This is a genomic window from Reichenbachiella agarivorans (genome assembly GCF_025502585.1).
Lineage (GTDB): Bacteria > Bacteroidota > Bacteroidia > Cytophagales > Cyclobacteriaceae > Reichenbachiella > Reichenbachiella agarivorans.
Map to the genome: position 1 here is coordinate 634,418 of NZ_CP106679.1, position 24,393 is coordinate 658,810.

At 42.6% G+C, this 24,393-nt stretch carries 18 protein-coding genes; 5 read left to right on the forward strand and 13 right to left on the reverse strand.

Annotated elements, in window-relative coordinates; genetic code table 11:
• Window positions 1–135: 135 nt before the first annotated feature.
• The 3 genes from N6H18_RS02535 (at window position 136) to N6H18_RS02545 (ending at window position 4,013) form a co-directional block, all read left to right on the forward strand.
• On the forward strand, window positions 136–2,028 hold the full coding sequence (locus N6H18_RS02535; RefSeq protein WP_262310267.1) for a metallophosphoesterase family protein: 1,893 nt from the start codon (window positions 136–138) through the stop codon (window positions 2,026–2,028).
• A gap of 602 nt (window positions 2,029–2,630) precedes the next feature.
• Window positions 2,631–3,197 (forward strand): Crp/Fnr family transcriptional regulator, encoded by a 567-nt coding sequence (locus N6H18_RS02540; RefSeq protein ID WP_262310268.1) that lies wholly within the window; start codon window positions 2,631–2,633, stop codon window positions 3,195–3,197.
• Window positions 3,198–3,275: 78 nt separating this feature from the next.
• Window positions 3,276–4,013, forward strand: a complete 738-nt coding sequence (locus tag N6H18_RS02545; protein ID WP_262310269.1) for an SDR family oxidoreductase — start codon at window positions 3,276–3,278, stop codon at window positions 4,011–4,013.
• Window positions 4,014–4,137: 124 nt separating this feature from the next.
• Here the strand turns inward: N6H18_RS02545 and N6H18_RS02550 are convergent, their stop codons facing one another.
• The 8 genes from N6H18_RS02550 to N6H18_RS02585 form a co-directional block, all read right to left on the reverse strand.
• On the reverse strand, window positions 4,138–5,886 hold the full coding sequence (locus N6H18_RS02550; protein WP_262310270.1) for a RagB/SusD family nutrient uptake outer membrane protein: 1,749 nt from the start codon (window positions 5,884–5,886) through the stop codon (window positions 4,138–4,140).
• A gap of 4 nt (window positions 5,887–5,890) precedes the next feature.
• Complete coding sequence (locus N6H18_RS02555; protein ID WP_262310271.1) at window positions 5,891–9,082, reverse strand: SusC/RagA family TonB-linked outer membrane protein; 3,192 nt, start codon at window positions 9,080–9,082, stop codon at window positions 5,891–5,893.
• A gap of 128 nt (window positions 9,083–9,210) precedes the next feature.
• Window positions 9,211–10,146, reverse strand: a complete 936-nt coding sequence (locus N6H18_RS02560) for a FecR family protein (protein ID WP_262310272.1) — start codon at window positions 10,144–10,146, stop codon at window positions 9,211–9,213.
• 116 nt (window positions 10,147–10,262) lie between these two features.
• Window positions 10,263–10,793 (reverse strand): RNA polymerase sigma factor, encoded by a 531-nt coding sequence (locus N6H18_RS02565; protein WP_262310273.1) that lies wholly within the window; start codon window positions 10,791–10,793, stop codon window positions 10,263–10,265.
• Between the two features lie 144 nt (window positions 10,794–10,937).
• Window positions 10,938–11,747 carry an AraC family transcriptional regulator gene (locus N6H18_RS02570; RefSeq protein WP_262310274.1) on the reverse strand — a complete coding sequence of 270 codons (810 nt, stop codon included), beginning with the start codon at window positions 11,745–11,747 and terminating at the stop codon, window positions 10,938–10,940.
• A gap of 354 nt (window positions 11,748–12,101) precedes the next feature.
• Entirely contained in the window at window positions 12,102–13,037 is a 936-nt protein-coding gene (locus N6H18_RS02575) for an SDR family NAD(P)-dependent oxidoreductase (RefSeq protein WP_262310275.1), read from the reverse strand.
• Between the two features lie 74 nt (window positions 13,038–13,111).
• On the reverse strand, window positions 13,112–13,681 hold the full coding sequence (locus tag N6H18_RS02580; protein WP_262310276.1) for a Crp/Fnr family transcriptional regulator: 570 nt from the start codon (window positions 13,679–13,681) through the stop codon (window positions 13,112–13,114).
• Window positions 13,682–13,817: 136 nt separating this feature from the next.
• On the reverse strand, window positions 13,818–16,310 hold the full coding sequence (locus N6H18_RS02585; RefSeq protein ID WP_262310277.1) for a M1 family aminopeptidase: 2,493 nt from the start codon (window positions 16,308–16,310) through the stop codon (window positions 13,818–13,820).
• Window positions 16,311–16,506: 196 nt separating this feature from the next.
• Between N6H18_RS02585 and N6H18_RS02590 the strand changes: the two genes are divergently transcribed.
• On the forward strand, window positions 16,507–19,455 hold the full coding sequence (locus N6H18_RS02590) for a glycosyltransferase family 117 protein (RefSeq protein WP_262310278.1): 2,949 nt from the start codon (window positions 16,507–16,509) through the stop codon (window positions 19,453–19,455).
• 122 nt (window positions 19,456–19,577) lie between these two features.
• Here N6H18_RS02590 and N6H18_RS02595 read toward each other — a convergent pair whose 3' ends face one another.
• Both N6H18_RS02595 and N6H18_RS02600 read right to left on the reverse strand, forming a co-directional pair.
• Window positions 19,578–19,970: a T9SS type A sorting domain-containing protein gene (locus N6H18_RS02595; RefSeq protein ID WP_262310279.1), complete on the reverse strand. Its 393-nt coding sequence runs from the start codon at window positions 19,968–19,970 to the stop codon at window positions 19,578–19,580.
• Between the two features lie 141 nt (window positions 19,971–20,111).
• Window positions 20,112–21,638 carry an NAD(P)H-hydrate dehydratase gene (locus tag N6H18_RS02600; protein WP_262310280.1) on the reverse strand — a complete coding sequence of 509 codons (1,527 nt, stop codon included), beginning with the start codon at window positions 21,636–21,638 and terminating at the stop codon, window positions 20,112–20,114.
• Between the two features lie 174 nt (window positions 21,639–21,812).
• On the opposite strand from N6H18_RS02600, the gene N6H18_RS02605 reads away from it, so the two are divergent.
• On the forward strand, window positions 21,813–22,055 hold the full coding sequence (locus N6H18_RS02605; protein ID WP_262310281.1) for a hypothetical protein: 243 nt from the start codon (window positions 21,813–21,815) through the stop codon (window positions 22,053–22,055).
• A 52-nt stretch (window positions 22,056–22,107) separates the two neighbouring features.
• Here N6H18_RS02605 and N6H18_RS02610 read toward each other — a convergent pair whose 3' ends face one another.
• From N6H18_RS02610 to nuoB, 3 genes are read right to left on the reverse strand one after another with little or no spacing between them, the layout of a single operon-like run.
• Entirely contained in the window at window positions 22,108–23,325 is a 1,218-nt protein-coding gene (locus N6H18_RS02610; protein ID WP_262310282.1) for an NADH-quinone oxidoreductase subunit D, read from the reverse strand.
• Window positions 23,322–23,825: an NADH-quinone oxidoreductase subunit C gene (locus N6H18_RS02615; RefSeq protein ID WP_262310283.1), complete on the reverse strand. Its 504-nt coding sequence runs from the start codon at window positions 23,823–23,825 to the stop codon at window positions 23,322–23,324. The genes N6H18_RS02610 and N6H18_RS02615 overlap by 4 nt, the downstream gene beginning before the upstream one ends.
• On the reverse strand, window positions 23,825–24,346 hold the full coding sequence (gene nuoB, locus N6H18_RS02620) for an NADH-quinone oxidoreductase subunit NuoB (protein ID WP_262310284.1): 522 nt from the start codon (window positions 24,344–24,346) through the stop codon (window positions 23,825–23,827). The genes N6H18_RS02615 and nuoB overlap by 1 nt, the downstream gene beginning before the upstream one ends.
• Window positions 24,347–24,393: the final 47 nt, after the last annotated feature.

Sequence of the window (24,393 nt, forward strand, 5' to 3'; positions counted from 1 at the left end):
ACCCAACTGCTTGTTTCTTATTGATAATAATTTGGTAATCACTAATTCTTAAAATATGGCTAGATTTTTGATCAATTCCCATCTTGATTTTGATCGGCCTAATCCTGCTAGCAAATTATAGGAAATCAATATTTTATGAAAACAATCTTATGCGCCATCCTGATCGGTATGGTGAGCACTTCTTGTTCTAATCTCACTGAACCCAAACAGTCCATACAAATTGCCTTCATGGCTGACGTGCACCTACATGATGTCTATGCAAAGTTTGACAATACAGATTATCAAGGGATTTTGAATCCCAAAAACAATCAACACGCCACCATCCGCACGATGGCGTCTCAATTGCACTCTACGAGGATATTCAACGAAAACTATTTTGCCTTTGTGGCGGCACTGGATGATGTGGTCGGGAGAGGAATCAAGTATGTCGTGATGCCAGGGGACTTCAGCGATGATGGACAGCCTATGAATATCCTTGCGCTGCAAAGCATCCTCCAGCAATACTCCAGCGAACATGGGATCACCTTCCTCCTAGCGACGGGGAACCATGATCCCGTCAGACCTTTTGACATGCCAGCTGGCAAAACGGATTTCCTCGGGATCGGTGGCCGGGAACAAGTGATCATGAGTCAAACAGGACTATACGAAGCTAGATCTGTAGAAGAACTGCCTACTGTCATCACTCCTAGCGTCCAAAAGTCTGGCTATGAATCGATCATCCATAGCCTTTCAGATTTTGGGTTTTATCCCAAAAAACAAGACCTCTACTGGTCGACTCCCTTTGCTAGCTATGACTATGATGATTACGACTTTGATCTGGCACAGGAAGAGGCTCAACTCTCCCGACGAACCTTCCAAATCGGTGAGAAAGGTTTTGTCGTCCCAGACGTGAGTTACGTGACCGAACCAATCAAGGGCGTATGGTTCCTGTCAATAGATGGCAATGTGTACATCCCCAAAGAATCGGCACATGACAATTATTTGGATCCCAACAACTATGGTGACGCGAGTATCGGTTACAACGAAGTATTGACACACAAACAACATCTGATCGAGTGGGTGAAGAAGGTCAGTGATGAAGCCAAGAAACACAACAAGGTACTGATCCCGTTTAGTCACTTCCCCATGATCGACTTCAATGATGACGCGACTGCTGACATCAGGAACTTGTTTGGCGCGGACAAAATGCAACTCCACAGAGTCCCGCAAGAAGATGTGGCTATGATATTTGCGGATGCAGGATTGAAAGTCCACTTCGGTGGGCACATGCATATCAACGATACGGGAAAACGGAAAACATCGCAGGGCAACTCATTGATCAATGTGCAGGTGCCTTCTCTGGCGGCATACATCCCAGCCTACAAAATCGCGACGATCCAAGAAGATGCTTTGGAAATCGAAACTGTGCCGCTGCACGATGTCCCTCGCTACAATGAGCTATTTGAGCTCTACCGAATGGAGCATGATTACTTGACCAGTCAAAACGATCCCAATATCTGGAACAAGGAAATCTTGAAAGCCAAAAACTACCACGACTACACGCAGTGGCACCTCAAGGAACTGATTCGATTTCGCTTCCTAGAGGACTGGCCTGTGCAGCTCAAGCAGCAGCTGCTAGCACTGCGAGGAAGTGATTTGTTGTTTGCGTCACAGCAGGGAGACCCAAGGGAGTTTTCGCAAACGCTGGTCTCCAAAAACTACTCTGACGAATCCATAGAGCTGTCTATCCAAGTGGCGGCTGGCATAGGGATGACGATTCAAGATTTTGAGGCGTGGACGGGGTATGATCTGATATTGGATTTTTACAGGCTGCATAGTGCGGATGAATTGGGCTTTGCAGACATCGGGGCTAAGCGTCTCAAACAATATGAGTTCCTGCTCAGCGTAATGCCTACGGATGCTACTGACCCACTCCAGCGACAAATCTACCAGACCTTCCACATCATTGATCTGTTTGCTCATGGTGCACCGGCGGATCATTTTATGATTGACATGAAAGATGGAAATGTCACCCGAATCACAGAATAATGCCTTTGGGCGATTGGAAACTGATTTGGTCAAAATGAAAGCTGCACTGTGCCAGGCGGAACGAATAGCTATGTGACAAACAGTCTTAGGGTATTGATTACCAACATTCGTCTCTGCAGATTGGACTGATACTCTTGACTGAGGAAGAAAGTAAGCAAAGAAACTGACTCGCTGTATAAATAAATTACAATTCCATATGGAAAAAGTGCAATTCCGTGTAAAGAAATTACAAACTCGTATAGATAAAATCTAATTTTGGAAGGATAAGAAGGATTTTAGTCCTGAATGAAGTTGTCCCAACATGCTCCATGCCTTACTCACCATGTAATAATCGTAATGCAACAGATCTAAGTCTAACTCATCACGCCAGTACCTTTGATGAAAAACGCATTTGCAAAATGCTGCTTTCTGCCTACCAATGATAATAAGACGAAGTGAATGCTAGGACTAGTGCTTTTTTATTCTACGTTTTGAGGAGGCGTTATAAATACCAAAGAAGATTTCTGGCGCAATGCAATTGCGTCCGAGCGGGGTTCCCATGATAGCAACACTTTTTACCAAATGATAAATCACTAATATTTAGTTTTCGCCAACTTGCTACTATGAAAGAATTGATAGCCTACATACTGCAATTTGGAAATCTCAATCAACAGCAAATTGACCTGATATTAAGTAAGTCGACAGCACTGAATTTGCAAAAGCACGAATACTTTTCAGAAGCGGGACGAACGCCCAAACAGGTTGGATTTGTGGTCGAAGGTGTCCTCCGCGGTTGCTACTACAATAACAAAGGAGAAGAAATTACCCGTTGTTTTATCAGCGAAAATAGTTTGGTTGTTGATTATCTCAATTTTGAAGCAGGCACTTCTTCTTCGGAATACTTACAGGCCTGTACAAATTGTACGCTCCTTGTGTTTTCTAAACAGCATTGGGAAGAACTATCCAAAATCATAGTGGAGTGGGATCCAATTAAAAATAAGATGGTACAATTATGCATGTATCAAAAATCCAGAAAAGGACCGGTGATCTCACAAGACGCCACTTCTCGTTATCTGGAATTTATGGAAAACTATCCCTCACTTATTAATCGGATTCCGTTGGTTTACATTGCTTCTTATCTAGGAGTTACTCAACAATCATTGAGCAGGATCAGAAACAACATCCGTTAATCGCTTTTTACCATTTGGTAAACCGTTTCATTTTTAAACATTAAACCTTTGCTTTATTAATTTTAATAACTGAAAAAAATGAAAAAAGCATTAATCACAGGAGCCAATAAAGGCATAGGTTTTGAGACAGCTAAACAATTATTACAAAAAGGATTTTATGTTTATCTCGGAAGTCGAAACTTAAAAAAGGGTTTAGAAGCAGTTGAACAATTACGATCCGAAGGTTTGACCCATGTAGAAGTCGTAGAATTAGATGTGACAGATGAAAACTCTGTAAAAACTGCTCGTGAAACAATCAGCAAGAAAACAGAAGCTTTGGATGTGCTCATTAACAATGCAGGGATCAACGGAGGCAGCCCATATACAGCACTGGAATCAAGCTCAGATCAATTGATGACAACATTTGATACCAATGTATTTGGTGTAGCAAGAGTCACTCGGGCTTTTATGGACTTATTACGTAAATCGCCACAACCACGGATTGTAAACGTCAGTACCAGTGTAGGTTCTCTTTCGTTGCAAAGTGACCCGAACTGGGCAGCATATGAATATGCAAAATATGCGGTATATGGTGCCTCAAAAGCAGCATTGAATATGTACACTATCCATTTGGCTTACGAATTGCGAGAAACGACCTTTAAAGTAAATGCGGTTTGTCCAGGTTATACAAGTACTGATTTCACGTTTCATCATGGAAGAGAAGTAGAGGTGGCGGGAAATCGAATTGTAAAGTATGCATTTATTGATCAAGACGGGCCAACAGGCAAGTTCTTTAGCGAAGAAACCAATCCAGAAACGGGTGAAATTCCTTGGTAACCTATAATCCACAATCCTTGCGAGACTATAAGTCTCTTTTTCCATCTGGCAACTATACAGCTGAAGATACAAAAAAGAAGCGCTACCCAAGGATAGCGCTTCACTACAATGAAACAGAATATTATCAATAATCTTTGTTCTGAACAAAATCTTTGTTTACATCTAGCTCTGATTGTGGGATCGCAAATATTCTTTGGTAGGGCTTAGAAACTGGCTTGGCAGTGTAGGCATCTTCAAAAGTCCCAAAGCGGATCATCTGCTGTCTTCTCTCTCCCTCCCAGTACAGCTCATAGCTGATCTCGTTGTATAGCGTCTCTTCGTCCATGGTTGCTATTTCAGTCCCAAAGAATTGATTGCCATCTATGTCTATGCTCCAACGTGAGGTTCTCAGTAGATTGATGTCGGCCATTGCGCCAGTCACATCACCTTTTCTGAACTTAGCCTCGGCACGCATGGTGTAGATACCTCCCAATCTGAAGAGTGGGATATTCACACCACTGGTACCGCGTCCGTTTTCTGCATCGTATTCTTGTTTGAATACCCTCACACCACGGTTGATTTGATCCTGAGAGAAAGCTGCGTCTCCGTCCACGTCAAAGTTCAACTCAGGCGTGAAATCCATCAACAAATCTGGCGTCTTCTCTGTGTACAAGGCCTGAACCAATACTCTAGAATTATCCAATGGATCCATTTCGAAAGCACCATCTGTGATCTTAGGCGCATATTGCTGACCTGCCTGAAATCCGCGGTTGAAATGGAAGATCCCTCCAAAAGGCAAACTCCCATCCGTACCGTCATTTCTATAGACCTCTCCACCATTGTTGGTGGTGTGCTTGTGAAATCTTGGATCATTCCTGTTGGCATCCCAAGTCGCATAATAATCAGGTGTTGTACAAGATGCATTCGACCCTCTGTTGTCGTTAGGATTGGCCTTTTGGTTTCGTCCCATGGACAAATAGGTGAAATCGTTTCGACCTGTGTTTCCTCCAGTGTTGCTTTGGATATAGGCCAAGATATGCTCCGAGTTATTGTTGTTGCTCACATCAAAAATTTCGAAATAATCAGCCTCCAAAGAGAAAGTTCCTGAGTTGATCAATAGATCAGTGTATTGGATCACCTTGTCCATGTTACCACTCCCTACAAAATCGAAGCTAGACGTGGCATTGTACCTGTCTTCATAGACAGCCTTGTTCAAGTAGATTTTTGCCAAAAATGCATACGCTGCTTCTTTGGTGAATCTACCAGAATCTGCCCCTCTCGTGCCATAATCTGCCAAATCTGGAAGAACCTCCTCGATCGTCTCGATGCAAATCTTGATCGCCTCCGTGCTGGTCAAGATCTGTGGTGCGTCCGCAAAATTCAAATTCAATGGATCTCTGTAAGGCACTTGCCCAAACAAATCGACCAAGTTGAAAGTGTACCATGCCCACAGGGCTCTGGCTTCTGCGAGATATAAACTTGCATTTTCCACCTTGCTGTCTTTGATGACATCAATCGCACTGGCCGCTTGTGCTATGGCACCATTGATCGTCCTCCAATTACCCTCTGGCACTACGCTAGTAGCGCTAAATTTGAATTCGTGCAGCTCTTTCCACTTGCCACCGTCTCTCCAGTCTTCACCACGGACTGGCAGGAGAGCCTCGTCTGTCGTGAATTCTTGCAAAGCCCAAGTGCCGCCATAGTTGGCAAACATGTCTTTTTCTTTCGCATAAGTCGCCGACAGCAGAGATGCCTCGATTCCAGGCACTGTCTCGATATCGTCGGGGACGATTTCATCTATCACTTGCTCCTCCAAATCGGTACAACTCGTCACGACCATGAGGAATGTCAATGCCCAAAGGACACTTATTCTATATATTTCTTTAACCTTCATTTTTTTAGAATTTAATAGTTGCACCTAATAAATAACTTCTTGAACTAGGATAGCTGGCATAGTCCATACCCAAAGAAGAGTTGCCTCCTACGTTTTTGGTGGTATTGACTGATGGATCGTATCCTGAGTAATCGGTGATGGTCAATAGGTTTTGACCCGTCGCATATATGGTGAGTTGCTTCAACCACTTCACGTTACCAGTATTGACTGTGTAACCAATTCTTAGATTGTTTAACCTCAAATAATCCGAGCTCTCCAAGTAATAATCAGAGACTCTCAAGGCATCATTGACAGACTGTCCTGAGTTCAACTCGTCTTTGGTCACGTTCTTACTTGACAGGAAGTTGGACATGTGATCGGTAGCCAATTTGGTATTGTTGAACAAATAAGCTCCCGATTGACCTACGATAGACAAAGACAGGTCGATGTTCTTGTAACGAAATTGGGTATTGAAACCATAAGTAAAAGTTGGCAAAGCACTTTCAATGATTTTCTTCTCATCCGAGTAAATAGAAACCCCATTTTCATCAAAGCCTTGGTGCTCAAACAAGTTGAAAGAGCCCGCAGCATAACCGTTTTTGTAGATATTCACCGTCTCGCCTGATACACCTGATCCAGATACATTGCCAGAAAGAATCTCGGTCACAGGGAGATTTTTCACTTCATTGTGCAGGGTAGCTCCGTTGAAATCTGCCGCCCAAGTGAAGTTGTCAGTTTCTATGATTCTACTACCCAACATGAACTCCACACCTGTATTGACGATCTCACCGTCCATGTTCGTCCAGACGCTAGAGAAACTAGGCTGGATAGCAGGCAAAAGCAGAATGGCGTCTGTGGTGGTCTTGTTGTAATAATCCAAACTACCATAGATCAAGCCGTTGAACAATTCGAAATCAAACCCTAGGTCAAACTGAGCAACTACCTCCCACTTCAAATCTGGATTGGCTGTACGCGTATAAGTCACGCCATTCACTAAACCAGCACTTTCACCATTTAGGTAATAACCATTGCCCGAAGTAGTAGAGTAAGTTTCTTGGGTCACTTTGTTGGGTACCTCTTGGTTACCTGTTTGTCCCCAGCTCGATCTCAGTTTCAGATTGTTCAAGACATCTGATCCTGCTAGAAATCCTTCTTCAGAGATATTCCATCCCAAAGCAAATGATGGGAAATAGCCATACTTGTTATTCTCCCCAAAACGAGTAGAACCATCCGCCCTCATAGAAGCCGTCACCAAGTACTTGCCTCTGTAAGCATAATTGATTCTACCGAAGTAGGATTGTAACTCATTCACCTCTGCAAAACCCTTGGTCTCGATGGCTTCTTGATTGCCACCTACACTTGGGTTATTGGCGGGATCCACACTGTTGTCGTCTAGCTCTCTCAGACCAAAAGAAGTGCCTGACCTGTTGAATTTCTGATAAGAGAATCCTCCCAAAACATCCAGCTTAGAATTGTCTCCCAAATAAGTGTATGTGAGATAATGCTCCAATACATGGTTGAGGTTTTCATAGTTCTGCTGGTAATAAGCACCCGTAGATTCGATCTCCGTGGTATTCGGATAGAAAGTCGTGTTTCTCTCTGAGACTGCACGATCTACACCGTAGTTGAATTGGTATTCTAGGCCTTCAAAAATCCTGAATTTCGCCTCTATATTCCCTAAAACTCTTAGTGTCTTAGTTTGATCCTCATGAAAATCTAGGATGTAAAGTGGGTTGTAACTCCCCTCTGTATCAAAATCATAAAAATCACCATTGGCATCATACACTGGTCTGGTCGGGTTGGCCTTGAGCATGTGCGTGATCAACTCACCAGTAGCACCCGCATTGGCACTAGATGGTATGGCATTGTCGGTGGTTTGCGATGCAGTCAGGTTCACCTTCACTTTGAGGCGCTGATTGTCTAGGAAAGATTCCGTCACGTTGATACGACCAGAGAGTCTTTCGAAATCACTCTCCTTGACCACACCCTCTTGATCCATGTGACTGATAGAAGCAAAGTAATTCCCTGTCTCAGTTCCTTTAGAAAAAGACAAATTGTTGCTAGTCGTCATGGCCGTTCTGAATACTTCGTCTTGCCAATCTGTGTCAACGTTTGGATCAAACACTTTATCAGGATTGTTGGCCGCATACTCCTTGGCGTCCAATAAATCCAACTTTTTGGCCACTTTAGAAAAACCAACATAGGTGTCATAGGTCAAGTTGGCTTCATCCTTTTTGCCACGCTTGGTGGTGATAATCACCACTCCATTGGATCCTCTGGCACCATAGATTGCAGCAGCGGATGCATCTTTCAATACAGAGATGGATTCGATGTCTGATGGATTCAAAAAGTTGAGCGGGTTTCTTGCTCTTGAGCTACCAATGCCACTATCTGCACCTTCGGGGCTTACGTTGCTGTTGCTCAATGGTACACCATCGACTACAAATAGCGGAGAACTACCACTGCGAATAGAACCTGCACCTCTGATCATGACATCTACTCCCGCGCCTGGCTCACCACTAGAGTTGATCACTCGTACCCCTGGAGCTTTTCCTTGCAATAAGAGTTCTGGAGACGTGTTAATTCCCTCTCTGAAATGATCACTGTCAATTTGGTCAAGCGAACCTGTAGCGTCGGCTTTGGTAGTGGTACCATATCCAATCACTACGACTTCTTGTAGACTTTCCAAACTTGGGAACAGCTGTACCTTCATGTTGTTAGTGGCTGTCACTTCTTCTGGATCATACCCTATAAATGTGATGAGCAAGGTTTGACTCACACCTGATAGGTTGATGCTAAACTCTCCCTTGGCATTGGTCACCACTCCATTGGTCGTCCCCTTTTCTATGACATTGGCACCTGGTAGGGGCTCATTGTTTTCGTCCATGACACTACCCGTCACGACCTCCAGTACACCTAGCTGCTTGGTGCTATTTTGATTCTTTCTGACCAAAACCAACTTGTCTGCAATGGTAAAACTAAAATTAGCGTCCTTTGATAACTGATCTAAGATCTCATTGAGCTGCTTGTTTTTTTGGACCACAGAGTATTTATTCTGATCTGATATTACATTTTCTCCGTAGCTAAACTTGTAGTCAGTCTGATTACTCAATTGAGAAAAAATCGTAACCAGTGTTGCGTTCTTGATTTCTAGGCTCACGCCAGATGATTCCGCCTGTGCAGCAGATGGCCAGACCATTTGTATTACAATCAGCATGAATAACAAGCATGCTGTTGCTTTTGATTTATAAAAAATTATATTTGAATACATTATCTTAAGTATTTGTTTTTACAATGCTTTGATTTGATACCGTAGTTGTTGCACCAACTGCGGTTTTTTCTTGTCTATTTGATTGTTATTCTTCCGCCATATATTTCTATTTTTAGATTGCTAGTGATGTAATTCAATTGCTCAATCACGCTGGTTAGCGTGGCTTTGTCTTGGATAAATACCGTCACTCTGGTATCCAATATTTGCTGATCTATCTTAGTAGATTTCACTCCGAATTTGTAATCCAACACCCGCAGTACCTGATCCAATCTCACGTCTTTGAGTTCCAAGTCCTTTTTGTACCACTGGGTCAACCAAGTCTCAGTGGCAGTTCTTTTGCGGAGGATGGCTGTTTGGTTTGAAAAATAAGCTTCTTCGTTGGGGAGTAGGTCGACACTCTCAGAGCGAGAAGCTACGTTGACTTTGCCCGATCGGACAGTCACCAAACAATGCTGCTCGTCCATCTGTATGTTGAATGAAGTACCCAAAACTGTCGTCTTGATATCTCCAGAGGTAATAACGAAAGGCTTGTCAGGATTTTTGGCGACCTCAAAGAAAGCAGAACCTCTCAGTAGAGTAATCGGTCTGGATCTGTCATTGAAACCTTTGTCATATGCAAAAGCTGAGTTTGCTCCTAGGTAGATCATAGAACCATCCGCCATGAACACCGAATCCATCTGCGACCCAGTCTCTACCAGCACTGTGCGATCGCTATTACCTAGGAATAAAAAAGTAAAAGTCAGCAGCAAGGCAAGGCTCGCTGCAATCGACACGGCATATTGCCAGTGGTAAAGTGGTTTCACCTTCTGATCCTGCTCGATCTCACGGGTGATGTTTTGGAAGATGCGCTCAGACAGCTCTTCTTTGTCCCCCATCGTTTCGCTGTCCCAACTGTAATCTTGGTCATAAGAAGACGCAAAATTATCTAGTAGCTTTTTCTCATCAACCGAACTCTTCTTGCTAAAATACTTGTCTATTAGGCTAGCTAATATGTGAGACCTCTTCTTCATATTAAATCACTTATTCGAAGGAGAGTACCCTAGATGGCTACTTCGTACTATTCGCCGATATTATCAAAAGATCAACGAATCATTACCAAACAATAGAGAAAAATGCTTTGATTGAATCAGAGATCGTTGAGATCGAAGCGCAATTGCTTCAGGGCAGAACTGAGCTGGTTCTTCACAGTCTGCTGGGAGATTTCCAGTTCCGTGGCGATTTGGTCTATGCTCAGATCATGGAGTTTATTCATCAGAAAGATCTCTTTGCGCTTCTCAGGCAGCTTGTTGATGGAATCAAATACAGATTGGGACAGATCTGGATCAGTGACGGTTGCTGGATTCTCAAAAACGAAATCTTCGAACCTAGATTCCAAAACTTCTTTGGACAGCTTTTGATCCCTGTAGCTTTTAAACACTTGGTATTTAACAGCTTGAAACAAATAGGTGTCGAGTGTCTCTATTTCGATATTATCGATTTTCTTCCAAAGACTGACAAATATATCTTGGACGATATTCTGAGAGAGGTCTCTGTCGGCAGACATTTTGAAAGCATAAGCATACAGCCGCTCCCAATACCTGCGATAGATTGCCTCGAACGCTTTTTTGCTATCCTTTTCTAATAATTCTAATAGGTGTTGATCACTAGGGTAGCCCATATCTAAAAACAGAGTTCAGATAAAATGTTGTCTCACAAATTTATCTGGACTCTGCTTCATGGCGTTTAAGCCAAAATTATGTTTACATGAAATTATATCTTCGTAATGATCTGTTCGCTAGTTCTGATCACTACATTTACATCATTAAGAAGTAGGATTATATTGATCAAACCCCAACTCGTAAGCGATCTCCTTCAAACTATTGTTGGTACTGAGGATTGCTCTTTTTATTTCCAAAACCACATACTCGTCTATGAAATGTTTGGCAGTATTCAAGGTAAAATTTTGGACGACCGCATTCAATTGCTTGGCAGAGACGGACATGTATTCCGCATAGTCCTTCACATTTCTCGTGTCCATGTACCTCTCTTCTACCAAGTTCTTGAATTGAAAGAACAGTGGGTACTGCTCTGTGTTACGTTTCGTAGAAATAGCTAAGTGCGACACCCTCTCCAATTTCAACAGATACAGCTCCAGCATTTTGGCTATTATATTCCTTTGGGCATAGGTATTTTCATAATTCAGTTCCTGTGCGATCAGTGCCAAAAATGATTCATTGAAATTACTACCCTCCACCATTGGATCTGAAATATGATAGTTGTAGAGGTGCGAAATAAAGTCAATGGTAGACTTAGAGAAAAACTTCAAAACAAAATCTTCTGTAAAAACGACAAGGTAACCGTCGTAGCTTAGATTTTCTTGAAAAGCATGCACTTGCCCTTTAGCGATTTTCAATACAGACCCTTTCTTTAGTAAGTAGTTCTCTAGATCGACTTGATGCATTCCCTCTCCTTCCGTAACAATCAACAAGGCAAAGAAGGTAATTCGGTGAGGTTTCAGTGGATCATGGTTAGGATTTTCTTCTACGCGCTCGAATAATTCAGATATCCTCAAAAATTCAATATCTGTGGTCTTTTCGCTACTATCGAATGATATGTTTGGGATATTATTCACTGACCTCTACTTGACCTTTTTTGCTCATCTCCAGTACCCATAATTGCCCCCTATATTTGATTTACTATCTCCAATCACACTTAATACCAAATGAAAGCTGGTTGTTTTAAGTGTTCCTGCGGAACACTTAAAACATTGCAATGAAAAACAATGTCTCAGGTACGGTTATGGCAGATCATTACTATATCCAACTAACCTTACAGTACAATTTATTGAACTACAAAAATACCTCAAGCTTTTAAAACCGCTCTTATGATTCTATTAGTCTTTCAGTTGTTTCAAATAATCAGATTACAAATCTTATGATAGTAGCACGACTTTGCGAAAGTCTAACAACGAGATTTGTATCCTTATTTACCGCAGTACAATAGACATATCTTCTTGTCTCATATTGAGTAGTTCTAAAGAAGAATTCCAAAGCTCTGTCTGATACGATTTGTTGTAAGAATCATCCGAAGAATTAATTGGCTTTTCACCTTCAAAGTATTTCCCTCTGATGCTTCTATACTTTTCGGAATAAGCAAGATTGGCCAGACGCCTCCCTGAGTTTTTAGCGGTATTTACATTCGGCTTTAGGTAGGTAAGTATTGGAAAAATGTTCTTCCATAGGAATTGCATAAATGAAGGGTAAGTTCTTGCAAGACCTGTCCCTGGAACCATCCCTGGGTCAAATGCATTGATACGCATACTGGTCTCTGATAGCATTTCCTGTAGTTTATAAACTGTGAGAATATTACAGAGTTTGGATGTGGAATACCTCCGTTCGCCATTGATTTTGTCAGTATCACCATTCTCCTTTGGGTAGGCTAGCGATTTGGCATTTTGAAAAATAGGTAGGGTGATGGGTGTTTTTTGTCTGGGATCGTGCACACCACTGGCTGTAAAAACAATACTTCCGTTTTTTTCAATAAAAGGCAAGAGCAATAGGCTTAGGTAAAGGGGTGCAATATGATTAACACCAAAAGTAATTTCAAACCCATCTTTTGTGTATTGCATCTTTCCGATATTCTGAATACCTGCATTGTTGATTAAAGCAACAATTTCATTCGATTCAAGAGTTGAAAAGGCCGTTTTAAAATCTCTGATTGACTGTAAAGAAGCTAAGTCAAGTGACATACAAATTAGATTTTCATGACCTGTTATTTGCTTGATCTTCCTGACAGTCTCATGTCCCGCATCTAGGCTTCTGCATGTCAGAATTATTTGCTCATGAGGGGCTATTTTGGCCATTTGGATGGCACATTCATACCCGATACCGCTAGTCGCTCCTGTGATTATTATTGATTTCATTTTTTTGTTTTTATGTATGCTACAAACTTGTCACAGCGAAAAACAAAATCACTTGTCATTTGGCAAATAGCACGCTACCTAATACTTCTTCTGATTCGACTCAAGGAAGACTGGGTAATACCTAAATAGGAAGCCAAGTAAGACAATGGTACTTTATTAGCAAGGGCGGGGAATTTTTCAAGGAAAGCAAGATACTTGCTAGTAGCATCTTCGGATAGCATTGGACTTAATTTATTGACCTTTTCGATAAGGGCTCTCTCTGTGATTTTAGCAATGATACCATCCCAAGGAATAATGGTAGATGAAAGCTCCTCCCAAGCTTCTGTCGTAAATATTAGAAGCTTACAAGTTGATACGGCTTGGACATATTCGGATGAAGGAATTTTTTGATTGTAGCTATTGATGTCAACAGCAAAATTATGCTCCTCAATAAAATATTTTGTGATCTCATCTCCCTTGCTGTTGTAATAACAGACGCGCAAAATGCCTTCGAGTATAAATGCAATTCGCTTAGGAGTTTTTCCAGCTTCGGAGAAATACTCATCCTTCTTCAACTCCAAGAAGGTTGTTTTCCTTGAAATTAAGTCAGCCTGCTGTTGATTGAGTTGACCAAACTGTAACAAATAATTGATTAGCGATTCCATTGGAACAAAAATGTTTGTTAAAAATCAATGATTTTTTGTCATATGACAAAAAAAGCTGAATCTGGATTATATCTCTTCACCACAGCAGCAAAGGTATGAGCTAAAAGCTCGCACCAGCAAAGCGTAGCGCATTCATTTAAAACTGCTCGTACAATTCTAGCAGCCTTTCGTCCTTCTCCTTCTCTTTTATTTCTTGAAGCAACTGATCCACTCCTGCTACATCAGTGAGCAAAACAAGTCCCTGAAAGGCAGAAAGACGAACAAAATAGCTCGGATGATTCTGAGCGTAATTTGCATAAAAATCGACTGCAGCTTTGCGCTTGTCATCTGGTGCATTGACGAGCTTCTCCGCATAGCTCTGCAAGAGGAAATACAGTCCCTCCTCATTTAAGTCTGGGGCTTTGTCCACAAACCACTGGTAAGATGCCTCGTCACCCTGTGTCAAATAATATTCAGACATAGCCAACACCATATTGACATTCGTCTCTTGAGAAAAAGATTGCAATTTTTCGGGAGTCAAAGGTTGTTGGTTTCTAAACCAATAGGTCAGTGCCGTGCTTTGTACCAAGAATGAAGGATCGTCCAGTGATTTTTTGATTCGCAGTATATTTTCCTCAAAATCCGTTTTGGCAAGATAAGCTACAACATAGCTGCGGACGTTAGACGACTCATGTACATAGGCCTTGTCTATCAGCTCTTGGTATTTTTTTGGTTTGATCCCATTTTCCATCATGTAGTCTAGTGCAAACTGCTGAATGATATAATGTGAATCTTGTAGACCTTGTGTCAATATTGTTTGAATTATTTTCTTGTCTTTGATATCTGGCAGTGCTTCCATCGCTTCCAGACGACTTTCAAAACTCTTGGAGTGTAGGATTTGGAAAGCATATTCCTCTGCTGATTTGGCATGCATCACCTCTGCCAACAGCTGGCGCTCGCTATCAAAAACAACCAAATCTGGTTTCTTAGTCATAGGAAACTGATAGATCTCTACCGAATCCTCCAGTACAATCGGGTAGTTTTCGCTACTGCCATCTGACCATATCTCCATGAAAAGAGGCAGTCTGTACACAGGGGCTTCACTGCTTTGTACTTGCTGGATGATCACACTCAAGGTGTCAGATTCGAACGTCTGACTCACGATGATCTCAGGATGCCCCGCAAAGAAGAACCACTGATCAAAAAACCAATTCAAATCCTCACCTGAAACCTCTTCAAACGCCATTCTCAAATCAGCCAACTCAACTGACTTCAAAGCATTTGATGTTAGGTAATGATTCAATCCCACAAAAAACGCATCGTCACCCAGGTAGTTTCTCAACATGTGCAATACTGCGGCTCCCTTATTGTAGGAGTGACTGTCAAACATGTCTTCTTTGTCTTCATAATAAAACCGAATCAGGTCTTTGGCTTCTTCTGCGGCCTCTTCAAAATACTGGTCTCTGTCATTGAGCAGATTGAAATCAGCCTCGTCTATACCATATTTGTATTCATTCCACAGGTATTCGGAGTAGCTGGCAAAACCCTCGTTGAGTGTGAGGTTCGCCCAAGACTCGCAGGTCACATAGTCACCAAACCACTGGTGAAACAACTCATGGGCGATGATGTCGTCCCAATTAAAATCCAACAATTCCTTCTCAGTGACTTGCAACCTCTCCATAAATACAGATGCAGTTGTGTTTTCCATCGCTCCTGAAACAAAATCCCTCACGACTACTTGATCATATTTGGGCCAAGGGAAATCTACGCCTAGCTTTTCAGAAAAGAACTCCATCATCTCTGGTGTATTTCCAAATATTTTCTTTCCATCCTTTTCAAACCGCTTCTCTACGTGATAATTGACTGGAATATCTCTCCATGTATCATTGATCACTGCATATTCTCCTACTGACATCATGAACAGATACGGTGCATGTGGGATGTCCAATTTCCATGTATCTGTTCTCGTGCCGTCCGTATTATTTTTTTGATTGACCAATAGACCATTGGAAAGGGTGTTAAACTTGTCTTCCACTGTGATCGAAATTTCCTGTGTGCAACGCTCGTTGGGCGCATCGATCGTAGGAAACCATACCGAACTTGCTTCTGTTTCGCCCTGTGTCCAGATCTGTTGAGGTTTCTTTGGGTCACCCCCATTCGCGTTGATGAAATACAAGCCTTTGTCTCCTGTGATCGCTTCACTACCTCCGGCTTCCAACTCATTGGGTTTGGCAATGTATTCAATTACTATATCTAGCGTATCCTTTCTCTCGTAGACCTTGTCCAAGACAATATTCATTTCACGACCATCATATTCATACTTTAGGACTTTGAGTTTTCCTGATGACCCCAGCAATCCTACAGATTTAATCTCCATGCCCTTTGCATCCAGCGCCAATTCTGCTTGTGCATAGAAGTAAGGCTTCAATCTCAGCTGCGCCCTACCGATCAATTGCTCCTTTGCCCAATCAAACGACACATCCAATTGTGTATGAAGCAAATCAAAATACCGTGTTTTGGATGCTCGGTATTTGTACAATTCGACGGATTCACCCTCGAATTGGATCGAATCCTCAGTGCTTTGTGCTGAGGCAATCTGGTAAGACAATAAGGCGATCAGGGATAAACCAAGGGCGAATAACTTTCTCATATTTAATATGTTCGAGCCACAAAATGGCGTGATTAAATGTTGTCGGGGACGAATTTATATTATTCTGATCTATCTACTGGAAGGATGAGTCAAGATAAAATTAGTACCGCGTCTTAGCGACAACAGAAGATAAGATCAAAGACGGGCAGTCTTTGATCAATAATTACTATTTTCGCCAGTCTAATTTTATAAATTCATGATTGATTACAACAGACTTAACAACATAACCGGCTGGTTGATTTTCATAATAGCCACGACTGTTTATGCGCTTACAGTAGAACCTACTGCCAGTTTCTGGGATTGCGGTGAGTTCATCGCTGTATCTTACAAACTCGAAGTACCTCACCCTCCAGGGGCACCTCTCTTCCTTTTGCTCGGCAGATTATTCTCCTTCTTTGCAGGTGGAGATGTCGAAAAAGTAGCCTACTGGATCAATATGGTCAGTGTATTGAGCAGTGGATTTACCATCCTATTCTTGTTTTGGTCAATCACGCACATCGCGAAAAAACTAGTCCCATCAGAAGCCACGCTTACCAACTATCTCTTGATCATTGGTAGTGGTGTGATTGGAGCCCTTGCTTATACTTTTTCAGATTCTTTTTGGTTCTCAGCGGTTGAGGCAGAGGTATATGCGATGTCTTCGTTCTTCACGGCATTTGTTGTTTGGGCCATCCTCAAATGGGAAAACATCAAAGATCCTTCTGACGAAAACAGATGGATCATCATGATTGCCTACATGGTGGGTCTATCTATTGGAGTCCACTTGCTCAACTTGGTCACTTTGCCGGCTTTGGGTTTGATCTATTATTTCAAAAAGAGAGAAAAAGTAAGTACCAAAGGCATCATTGGTACATTGGCAGCAAGTGGAGCCATTGTCATGATCATCATGAGTGGCGTGATTCCAGGATTACCAAGTATGGCCAGCGTTTTGGAGATTTTCTTTGTCAACAACCTTGGCTTACCATTTGGATCTGGTGTGGTTTTCTTTGCTCTTGTGTTCTTGGGAGGCCTTCTATATGGAATCATCTACTCTATCAAGCAAAACAAGTCGACACTCAATACCATTTTAGTGTCGTTTGCTTTCATTTTGATAGGTTATTCATCTTATTCACTGGTATTGATTCGATCCAACTACAACCCACCGATCGATGAAAACAACCCTGAGGACATCTTGAGTTACGTTTCTTACTTGAAGCGTGAACAATACGGCAGCAGACCATTGCTGCATGGTCAATACTTCACAGCAGAGCTGATCGGACAAGAAAAAGGTGACGCTGTGTATAAAAAAGGTAAAGACAAATACGAAATCACGGATTACAAACTAGACTATGTCTATGATCCAGCTCAGACGACCATCCTGCCAAGAACCTACAGTTCTCAGCCAGGTCACGTACAGAAATACCGAGAGGTAATGGGACTGAAACAGGGAGAAAAACCGAGTTTCAGTGACAATATTTACTTTATGTTTAGGCACCAACTCGGCACGATGTATTTCAGGTACTTCTTGTGGAATTTTGCAGGCCGTGCATCAGATATTCAAGGTGCCAATTGGTTAGGTATTGCAGATGCCCTCGAAAAGGTTCCTCAAACACTAGAAGAAAACAAAGGAAGAAACAAGTTCTTTATGATTCCCCTATTGCTAGGAGTGATTGGATTGATCTTCCAGTATTACAAAGACCCAAGGAACTTTGCTTTCGTGGCATTGCTCTTCTTCCTTACAGGGGCAGCCATTGTGCTCTATTTGAACTCCCCTCCGACCGAGCCTAGAGAGAGAGACTACATCTATGCGGGTTCCTATTATGCCTTTGCATTCTGGATTGGACTGGCAGTGATTCCGATCTTTAGTGGTCTATCTAAGGTAATCAAGGCTGGCAATGTTGCAGCAATTCTATCTATTCTGCTTTGCTTTTCTGCTCCAGCAATCATGGCTGCTGAAGGCTGGGATGATCACGACAGGTCAGACAGATATTTCTCAGTAGACTCAGCTAAGAACTTCTTGGCCTCATGCGAGGAAAACGCAGTGATATTCACAGGTGGAGACAATGATACTTTCCCTCTCTGGTATGTGCAGGAGGTCGAAGGTTTCCGTACAGACGTCAGAGTCATCGTACTCAGCTACTTCAACACTGACTGGTACATCGCACAAATGATGAGAGATGCTTACGAATCCAAGCCCTTGCCATTTGGTTTAACCTTGGACAACTATGCACAAGGTGGACTCAATGATTATTTACCTCTAGTGGAGAGACAAAATATCAAAGGTGGAATGATGAACGCCGCGCAATTCTTGAACCTGATTTCGGATGAGCATCCTGCGCTACAGGTACCTACTTCGATCAGCAAGTACAACTCCGTACCAGCCAAGAATTTCTTCTTGGATGTGGATACTGCCAAAGTATTGGCCAACGGAATCGTACCAGAGCAATACAAAGATTTGCTCGTGGACAAGATGACTTGGAGTATGAAAGGTGGAGGATTGGAGAAAAAAGATTTGGCAATCCTTGACTTGATCGTCAACAACAACTGGGAGCGTCCGATCTATTTCAACAATACCTCAGCATCTAGTGTGAATTTCAATTTGAAGAAATACATGATGCAAGAAGGGAACGCCTTCCGTCTATTACCAGTAGAAAATCCCGCTGGTAACGAAATGCTCGTAGATACAGACAAGATGTATGACAACATGATGAATAATTTCCACTGGAGAGAATTGAACAACCCAGAAGTATATTATTCTGAAGATTATAGAAATTTCATCCTCAATCACAGAGCGACATTCAATACTTTGATCGACGCTTTACTCCTCGAAGGAGACAAAGAAAGAGCTAAAAGTGCCTTGATGAAATGTCTGGAAGTCATGCCAGATACGGCCATCAGATACGATCACTTCAGTGTACAGCAGGTCAACTACCTGCTCGTCCTAGACGAAGAGGCGATGGCAATCGAAATGGCAGAAAAAATCGGGACTCGCTCAGACGAAATGCTAGCTTACATGTTTGAACACGGCATGAATGATCGATTCGAACTACAAAAGAATCTGATCTCACTCAGCGAGTTGGCAAGGACATTCAGAGCATCTGACAACAACGAGCTCGCGCAGAAATACGAAACTCTGTTCCGCAACTACTACGGAATGGTACAATAGAAAAAAGTCCATCGTCCATAGATCATGGACGATGGACTTTTTCTTATCTATATTAAAACTCCAGCCACAGCGGGAAGACTAATAACTTTCAAACTTTGTGCTTGACAAACTTTAAACTCTTCTTACTTTTTCAAGAATTTGTAGGCTTCTTTGAATTGGGATTGTTCATCCTCTATGATGAGAAAGTAGTATCCAGACGAAAAGGTTCTCAAATCTATTTTGTAGCGGTTCTTTCCCACTTCCTCGGCCTTCACATCTACGGTATTTCCTATCATGCTGTGAAGTTGAAAGACAACCTTCTTTAAAGTAGAATTGTCAATTTTTACAATAATAAAATCTGTAGAGGGATTGGGGTAAACATCGATTTGATTGGTAACTTCAATGGCATCTGCAGCTACGTACATAGACGATTCGGATGCAGAAGCCAAGACTACTGCGTGATCAGCAACCTGTCCTTGTGTAACAAAGACAGTCGCATGTAGGATAAGACCTATTATGACTGCTTTTAACTCCATATCGTTTACACCCTAAAAACACTGCTAAATCAACAACGAGAAAAAACTCGCTTTGGTTTGAATGAATATAATAATTAATTGTTAAAAACACGAAGTACTACTGAGCTAATTGGTCACAACATGCTAAAAAGCAAGTAATTACTACCTGTTTTCAGGTATAGAACGGAGGGAAAAAGAAATATTGTCAATAATATCGGATGCAATCAACGATTGCTCCGCATGGGTACGAGCATAGATATCACCTGCCAATCCATGCACATAGCATGCTATCAAAACTGCCTCCAAACTGGAGTAGCCCTGACCCAAAAAGGAAGTAATCATTCCTGTCAATACATCACCACTACCTGCAGTCGCCATGCCTGGATTGCCTGTGCTATTGAAGAATACTGTACCATCAGGACAGGCAATTGTCGTATGAGCCCCTTTCACCAATACATAGATGCTGTATTGCTTGGCTAATGCTTTTTGTAAGTCCAATCTATGGTAATCATCCTGCCATTGACCTACCAGTCTTTTGAACTCTCCTGGATGTGGCGTGAGTACGCTATCCTTAGGGATGAATTCCAGCCAGCTAGGGTTTTGACTCAGGATATTGAGGGCATCTGCATCCAGTACCATTGGTTGATTACTCGATTGGAGTACAGACAGCAAAGTCTCTGCTGTACTTGCATCCGTCCCAATACCAGGCCCTATACCAATAGCGTCAAAGGAATCAATCGCTACATAACCCTCCATCCTTTCGTCTCCATCGCTGGTTATCACCAAAACCTCTGGCACACTGACTTGTACAATATCAACACCACAACGTGGAACACACATGGTCAGTAAGCCTGTCCCTGATCGCATACAAGCTTTAGCAGACAACACTGCCGCCCCCATCATCCCGTGACTACCTGCTACAATCAAACATCGACCCGCCTCTCCCTTGTGTATATACTTACCTCGCGTACGTAATATGGACTGAATGAAACATCTGGTCAAAAAATAGGAATCTGAAGGTAGCCCAGCGATAAATTGCCAATCCAAACCAATATCTACTATCTTTAATTCCCCTGTGAAAGTAGCATGGCTAGGTAACAATTGGGACAGTTTAGGAGACTGAAAAGTAATCGTACGAGTGACCTGCATCACACTCCCTCCAATGAAAGTCTGACTGCAACCCAAACCCGATGCAATATCTACCGCAACAACCTCCTTTGCATCAGATTGATTGATGTATTCTATTAGTTCCCCATAAAAACCGATAATTGGCCGAGAAAGTCCCGAACCAAAAATGGCATCTATGACCAGATCCTTCGACTCCAATACGGGAAAAGAAGCTGAATCTGTAAGGCTCCTAGGTGTCAATTGAGTTTGGACGAAACGATAGTTGATCGCAAAATCTGGTGATCCCTGATCTGGATCACCGATGATGTAGACCTCAACCTGATAATTGTATGCAAGTAGCATTCTGGCGATTGCCAATCCATCTCCGCCATTGTTGCCTGTCCCACAAAAGACCTTGACAGGTCGATCGACTCTGTATTTTGCCACAAACAAAGTGACAAAAGCCTCCGACGCACGCTCCATCAAATCAATAGAAGCAATCGGCTCAGACTGGATCGTACGCAAATCAGCTTGACGGATTTGCTTAGCATCTAGGATTTTGAGGCAAAGATTGAGGTTCATAGCGGGGTAACTTTTCAGAAACCAAGTTAGCGAAAATGAAGCTATTAAATATTCTAATCAAGATCACATGTAATTAATGGTGATAACATGCGGTTCTTCCAATTCTTATTCATTAAAACACTTTAGTTATATTCACATTTCTCTAAATAGAATGACACTTAATTATCATAATAAATGAGGATTCTTAATAAAAAATTGGCTCTCCTAGTTATAGTTATGGGAATGAGTTTTGGTGGTTTTTCTGTGTACAATCAGTCCTTGGCAGAAACTGATCAAGAAATAGAATGTATTGATGAAGCAGAATCAGAAAACATGGATTGTTGCAAAACCTGCAAAAAAGGAAAAGCCTGTGGAGACTCATGTATCAAGAAAGAATACACTTGTCACAAACCCAAAGGTTGTGCTTGCGATGGATAACAAATGTTTGATCGGATGGTGTTAACACCATCCGATCAAACACTAAAATTCTTTAACGATCCACCTCTCCCATCACGAAATCGATGGAACCGATGATTGCGACTAGGTCTGCAATCATGTAGCCTCTGGAGATATCTGCCAATACAGATAGATTGGAGAAACTACAAGCACGGGCTTTGCACCTGACAGGGATATCTGATCTGCCGTCAGTACGGAAGAAGAAACCTAGTTCACCCTTGGGGTTTTCTGCTCTGACGTAAAAGTCCTGTGCTTTGGGTCTGATCTTTTTGGGCACCATGGCTCTCGGATCAAAATCCTTGGTTCGCTTGTGCTCCTTGGTCAGCTTTTCGATACATTGCTCGATGATCTTGACTGACTCCTTGACCTCCTGTACTCGGACGAAGGTTCTGTCCCAGCAGTCACCGACTTGACCCATCGCTCCAGTACCCACGGGGATATCAAAATCCAACTCTGGATAAACCGAATAACCATCCACTCGACGCAAGTCATATTTCAATCCTGAGCCTCTCAGCACTGGGCCAGTCACACCATAGTTGATGGCAAGGTTGCGAGACAGTACGCCAACATTGGCGGTACGCTCCACGAATATTTTGTTGTTGATCAAGACATCGTCCAGCTCTTTCAACTTTGGTTTGAGGTACTGAATAAACTCCGCACATTTTTCCTCAAAACCTACAGGCAGGTCATAAAACAATCCTCCCACCCAGATGTAGTTGTATAGCATTCTAGCACCGCTGACCCACTCCAGCATTCGCATGATGTGCTCACGGTCACGCATCACCCATAGGAAGGGCGTAAATGCACCTATGTCCAAGCCATAAGTCCCGATTGCTACAAAGTGCGATGCGATGCGATTCAGCTCTGCCACCAGTACCCGGATGTATTCTACTCGTTTGGGGATATCACCTTCTATGCCGAGCATCCGCTCAGCTCCCATCACGAAAGCATGTTCGGAGTTCATGGCTGCTACATAATCCATCCTGTCCACAAAAGGCAAGGCTTGGTTAAAAGGCACAGATTCGGCATGCTTCTCAAAGCATCGGTGCAGGTAGCCCATGTGCGGAATCACATCCACCACGATTTCGCCATCCGTCACCACTTCCAACCTCAACACACCATGTGTAGAAGGGTGCTGTGGTCCAATGTTCAGGATCATTTCTTCCCGCTTGAGGTCAGATTCTTTGTAGAGACCTGGTGCAGACTCATTGAGGTTTTCTGGACGGTATTTGTATTCTATGCGCTGGCTCATGATGGATCTCCCTCCTCTCTGATGGTTTTCATGCCACGGTATTCTTCTGGTTCGATGTAGTCTTTGCGCATGGGATACCCCACCCAGTCGGCTGGCATCAAAATTCTCCTCATATCAGGGTGACCTGAAAATTTCACACCAAATAGATCAAAAGCTTCACGCTCATGCCAGTTGGCTGTCTTCCATATATCGCATACTGTCTCTAATTCAGGATTGTCTCTTGGGATGAAAGTCTTCAGCATCAAGGACTGCTCCAAGGGAATAGAGTACAGATTATATACCACCTCCATGGTATTGGCCTCTGGACCATTGTCGATAGCTGTCAGACAAGACAGCATATCAAAGTAGGATTGGTCATTGTCACGCAAGTAAGCGCAAATATCTTTGATTTGATTGGCCGCTACGATCAATGCCTTGGGTGTAGCATTTTCGTCGATGGATAGGACTGCTGACTCTCCGAGTCTGTCCTGTACCAATAATTTAAACTCTGCTATCTCCATCAGTCCAAGTTCTCTACAATTGCACGCAAGCCTGCTGGCTCCACGAGGGTTTCGTTTTCAATTTTTTCTCGAAGTTTCAAGATCCCTCCGATCAGCGCCTCTGGTCGTGGGGGACATCCAGGGACATAGACATCCACTGGGATGATTTTGTCCACGCCTTTGACCACATGGTAACCATGCTCCCAGTAGGGGCCACCGCAATTGGCACAAGAACCCATCGAGATCACGTATCTTGGTTCAGCCATTTGCTCGTAGAGTCTGCGCACTCTGTCTGCCATTTTGTAAGTCACCGTACCCGCCACGATCATGACATCCGACAATCTAGGACTGGCTCTCGGGATCACACCGTATCTATCGAGATCGTATCCAGATGCATAAGCTCCCATCATCTCGATCGCACAACAGGCCAAACCAAAGCCCATAGGCCAAATACTGGACAGTCGCGCCCAATTGGTCAAGTCTTCGAGGCTGCTAATCACCACCCCGCCATTGTTAAATTTTTGATCGAGTAAACCTTTCATTCCTTTTTCTTAGATGTTAGACCTTAGATTTTTAGATACTAGACTTA

Excerpts from the sequence above, each read along its gene's own strand:
- N6H18_RS02565 (WP_262310273.1), bottom strand. The coding sequence starts at position 10,793 with ATGGGCTACCCTAGTGATCAACACCTATTAGAATTATTAGAAAAGGAT.
- N6H18_RS02595 (WP_262310279.1), bottom strand. The coding sequence starts at position 19,970 with ATGGAGTTAAAAGCAGTCATAATAGGTCTTATCCTACATGCGACTGTC.
- N6H18_RS02540 (WP_262310268.1), top strand. The coding sequence starts at position 2,631 with ATGAAAGAATTGATAGCCTACATACTGCAATTTGGAAATCTCAATCAA.
- N6H18_RS02535 (WP_262310267.1), top strand. The coding sequence starts at position 136 with ATGAAAACAATCTTATGCGCCATCCTGATCGGTATGGTGAGCACTTCT.
- N6H18_RS02585 (WP_262310277.1), bottom strand. The coding sequence starts at position 16,310 with ATGAGAAAGTTATTCGCCCTTGGTTTATCCCTGATCGCCTTATTGTCT.
- nuoB (WP_262310284.1), bottom strand. The coding sequence starts at position 24,346 with ATGAAAGGTTTACTCGATCAAAAATTTAACAATGGCGGGGTGGTGATT.
- N6H18_RS02610 (WP_262310282.1), bottom strand. The coding sequence starts at position 23,325 with ATGAGCCAGCGCATAGAATACAAATACCGTCCAGAAAACCTCAATGAG.
- N6H18_RS02580 (WP_262310276.1), bottom strand. The coding sequence starts at position 13,681 with ATGGAATCGCTAATCAATTATTTGTTACAGTTTGGTCAACTCAATCAA.
- N6H18_RS02605 (WP_262310281.1), top strand. The coding sequence starts at position 21,813 with ATGAGGATTCTTAATAAAAAATTGGCTCTCCTAGTTATAGTTATGGGA.
- N6H18_RS02545 (WP_262310269.1), top strand. The coding sequence starts at position 3,276 with ATGAAAAAAGCATTAATCACAGGAGCCAATAAAGGCATAGGTTTTGAG.
- N6H18_RS02600 (WP_262310280.1), bottom strand. The coding sequence starts at position 21,638 with ATGAACCTCAATCTTTGCCTCAAAATCCTAGATGCTAAGCAAATCCGT.
- N6H18_RS02590 (WP_262310278.1), top strand. The coding sequence starts at position 16,507 with ATGATTGATTACAACAGACTTAACAACATAACCGGCTGGTTGATTTTC.
- N6H18_RS02560 (WP_262310272.1), bottom strand. The coding sequence starts at position 10,146 with ATGAAGAAGAGGTCTCACATATTAGCTAGCCTAATAGACAAGTATTTT.
- N6H18_RS02575 (WP_262310275.1), bottom strand. The coding sequence starts at position 13,037 with ATGAAATCAATAATAATCACAGGAGCGACTAGCGGTATCGGGTATGAA.
- N6H18_RS02555 (WP_262310271.1), bottom strand. The coding sequence starts at position 9,082 with ATGCTGATTGTAATACAAATGGTCTGGCCATCTGCTGCACAGGCGGAA.
- N6H18_RS02550 (WP_262310270.1), bottom strand. The coding sequence starts at position 5,886 with ATGAAGGTTAAAGAAATATATAGAATAAGTGTCCTTTGGGCATTGACA.
- N6H18_RS02615 (WP_262310283.1), bottom strand. The coding sequence starts at position 23,825 with ATGGAGATAGCAGAGTTTAAATTATTGGTACAGGACAGACTCGGAGAG.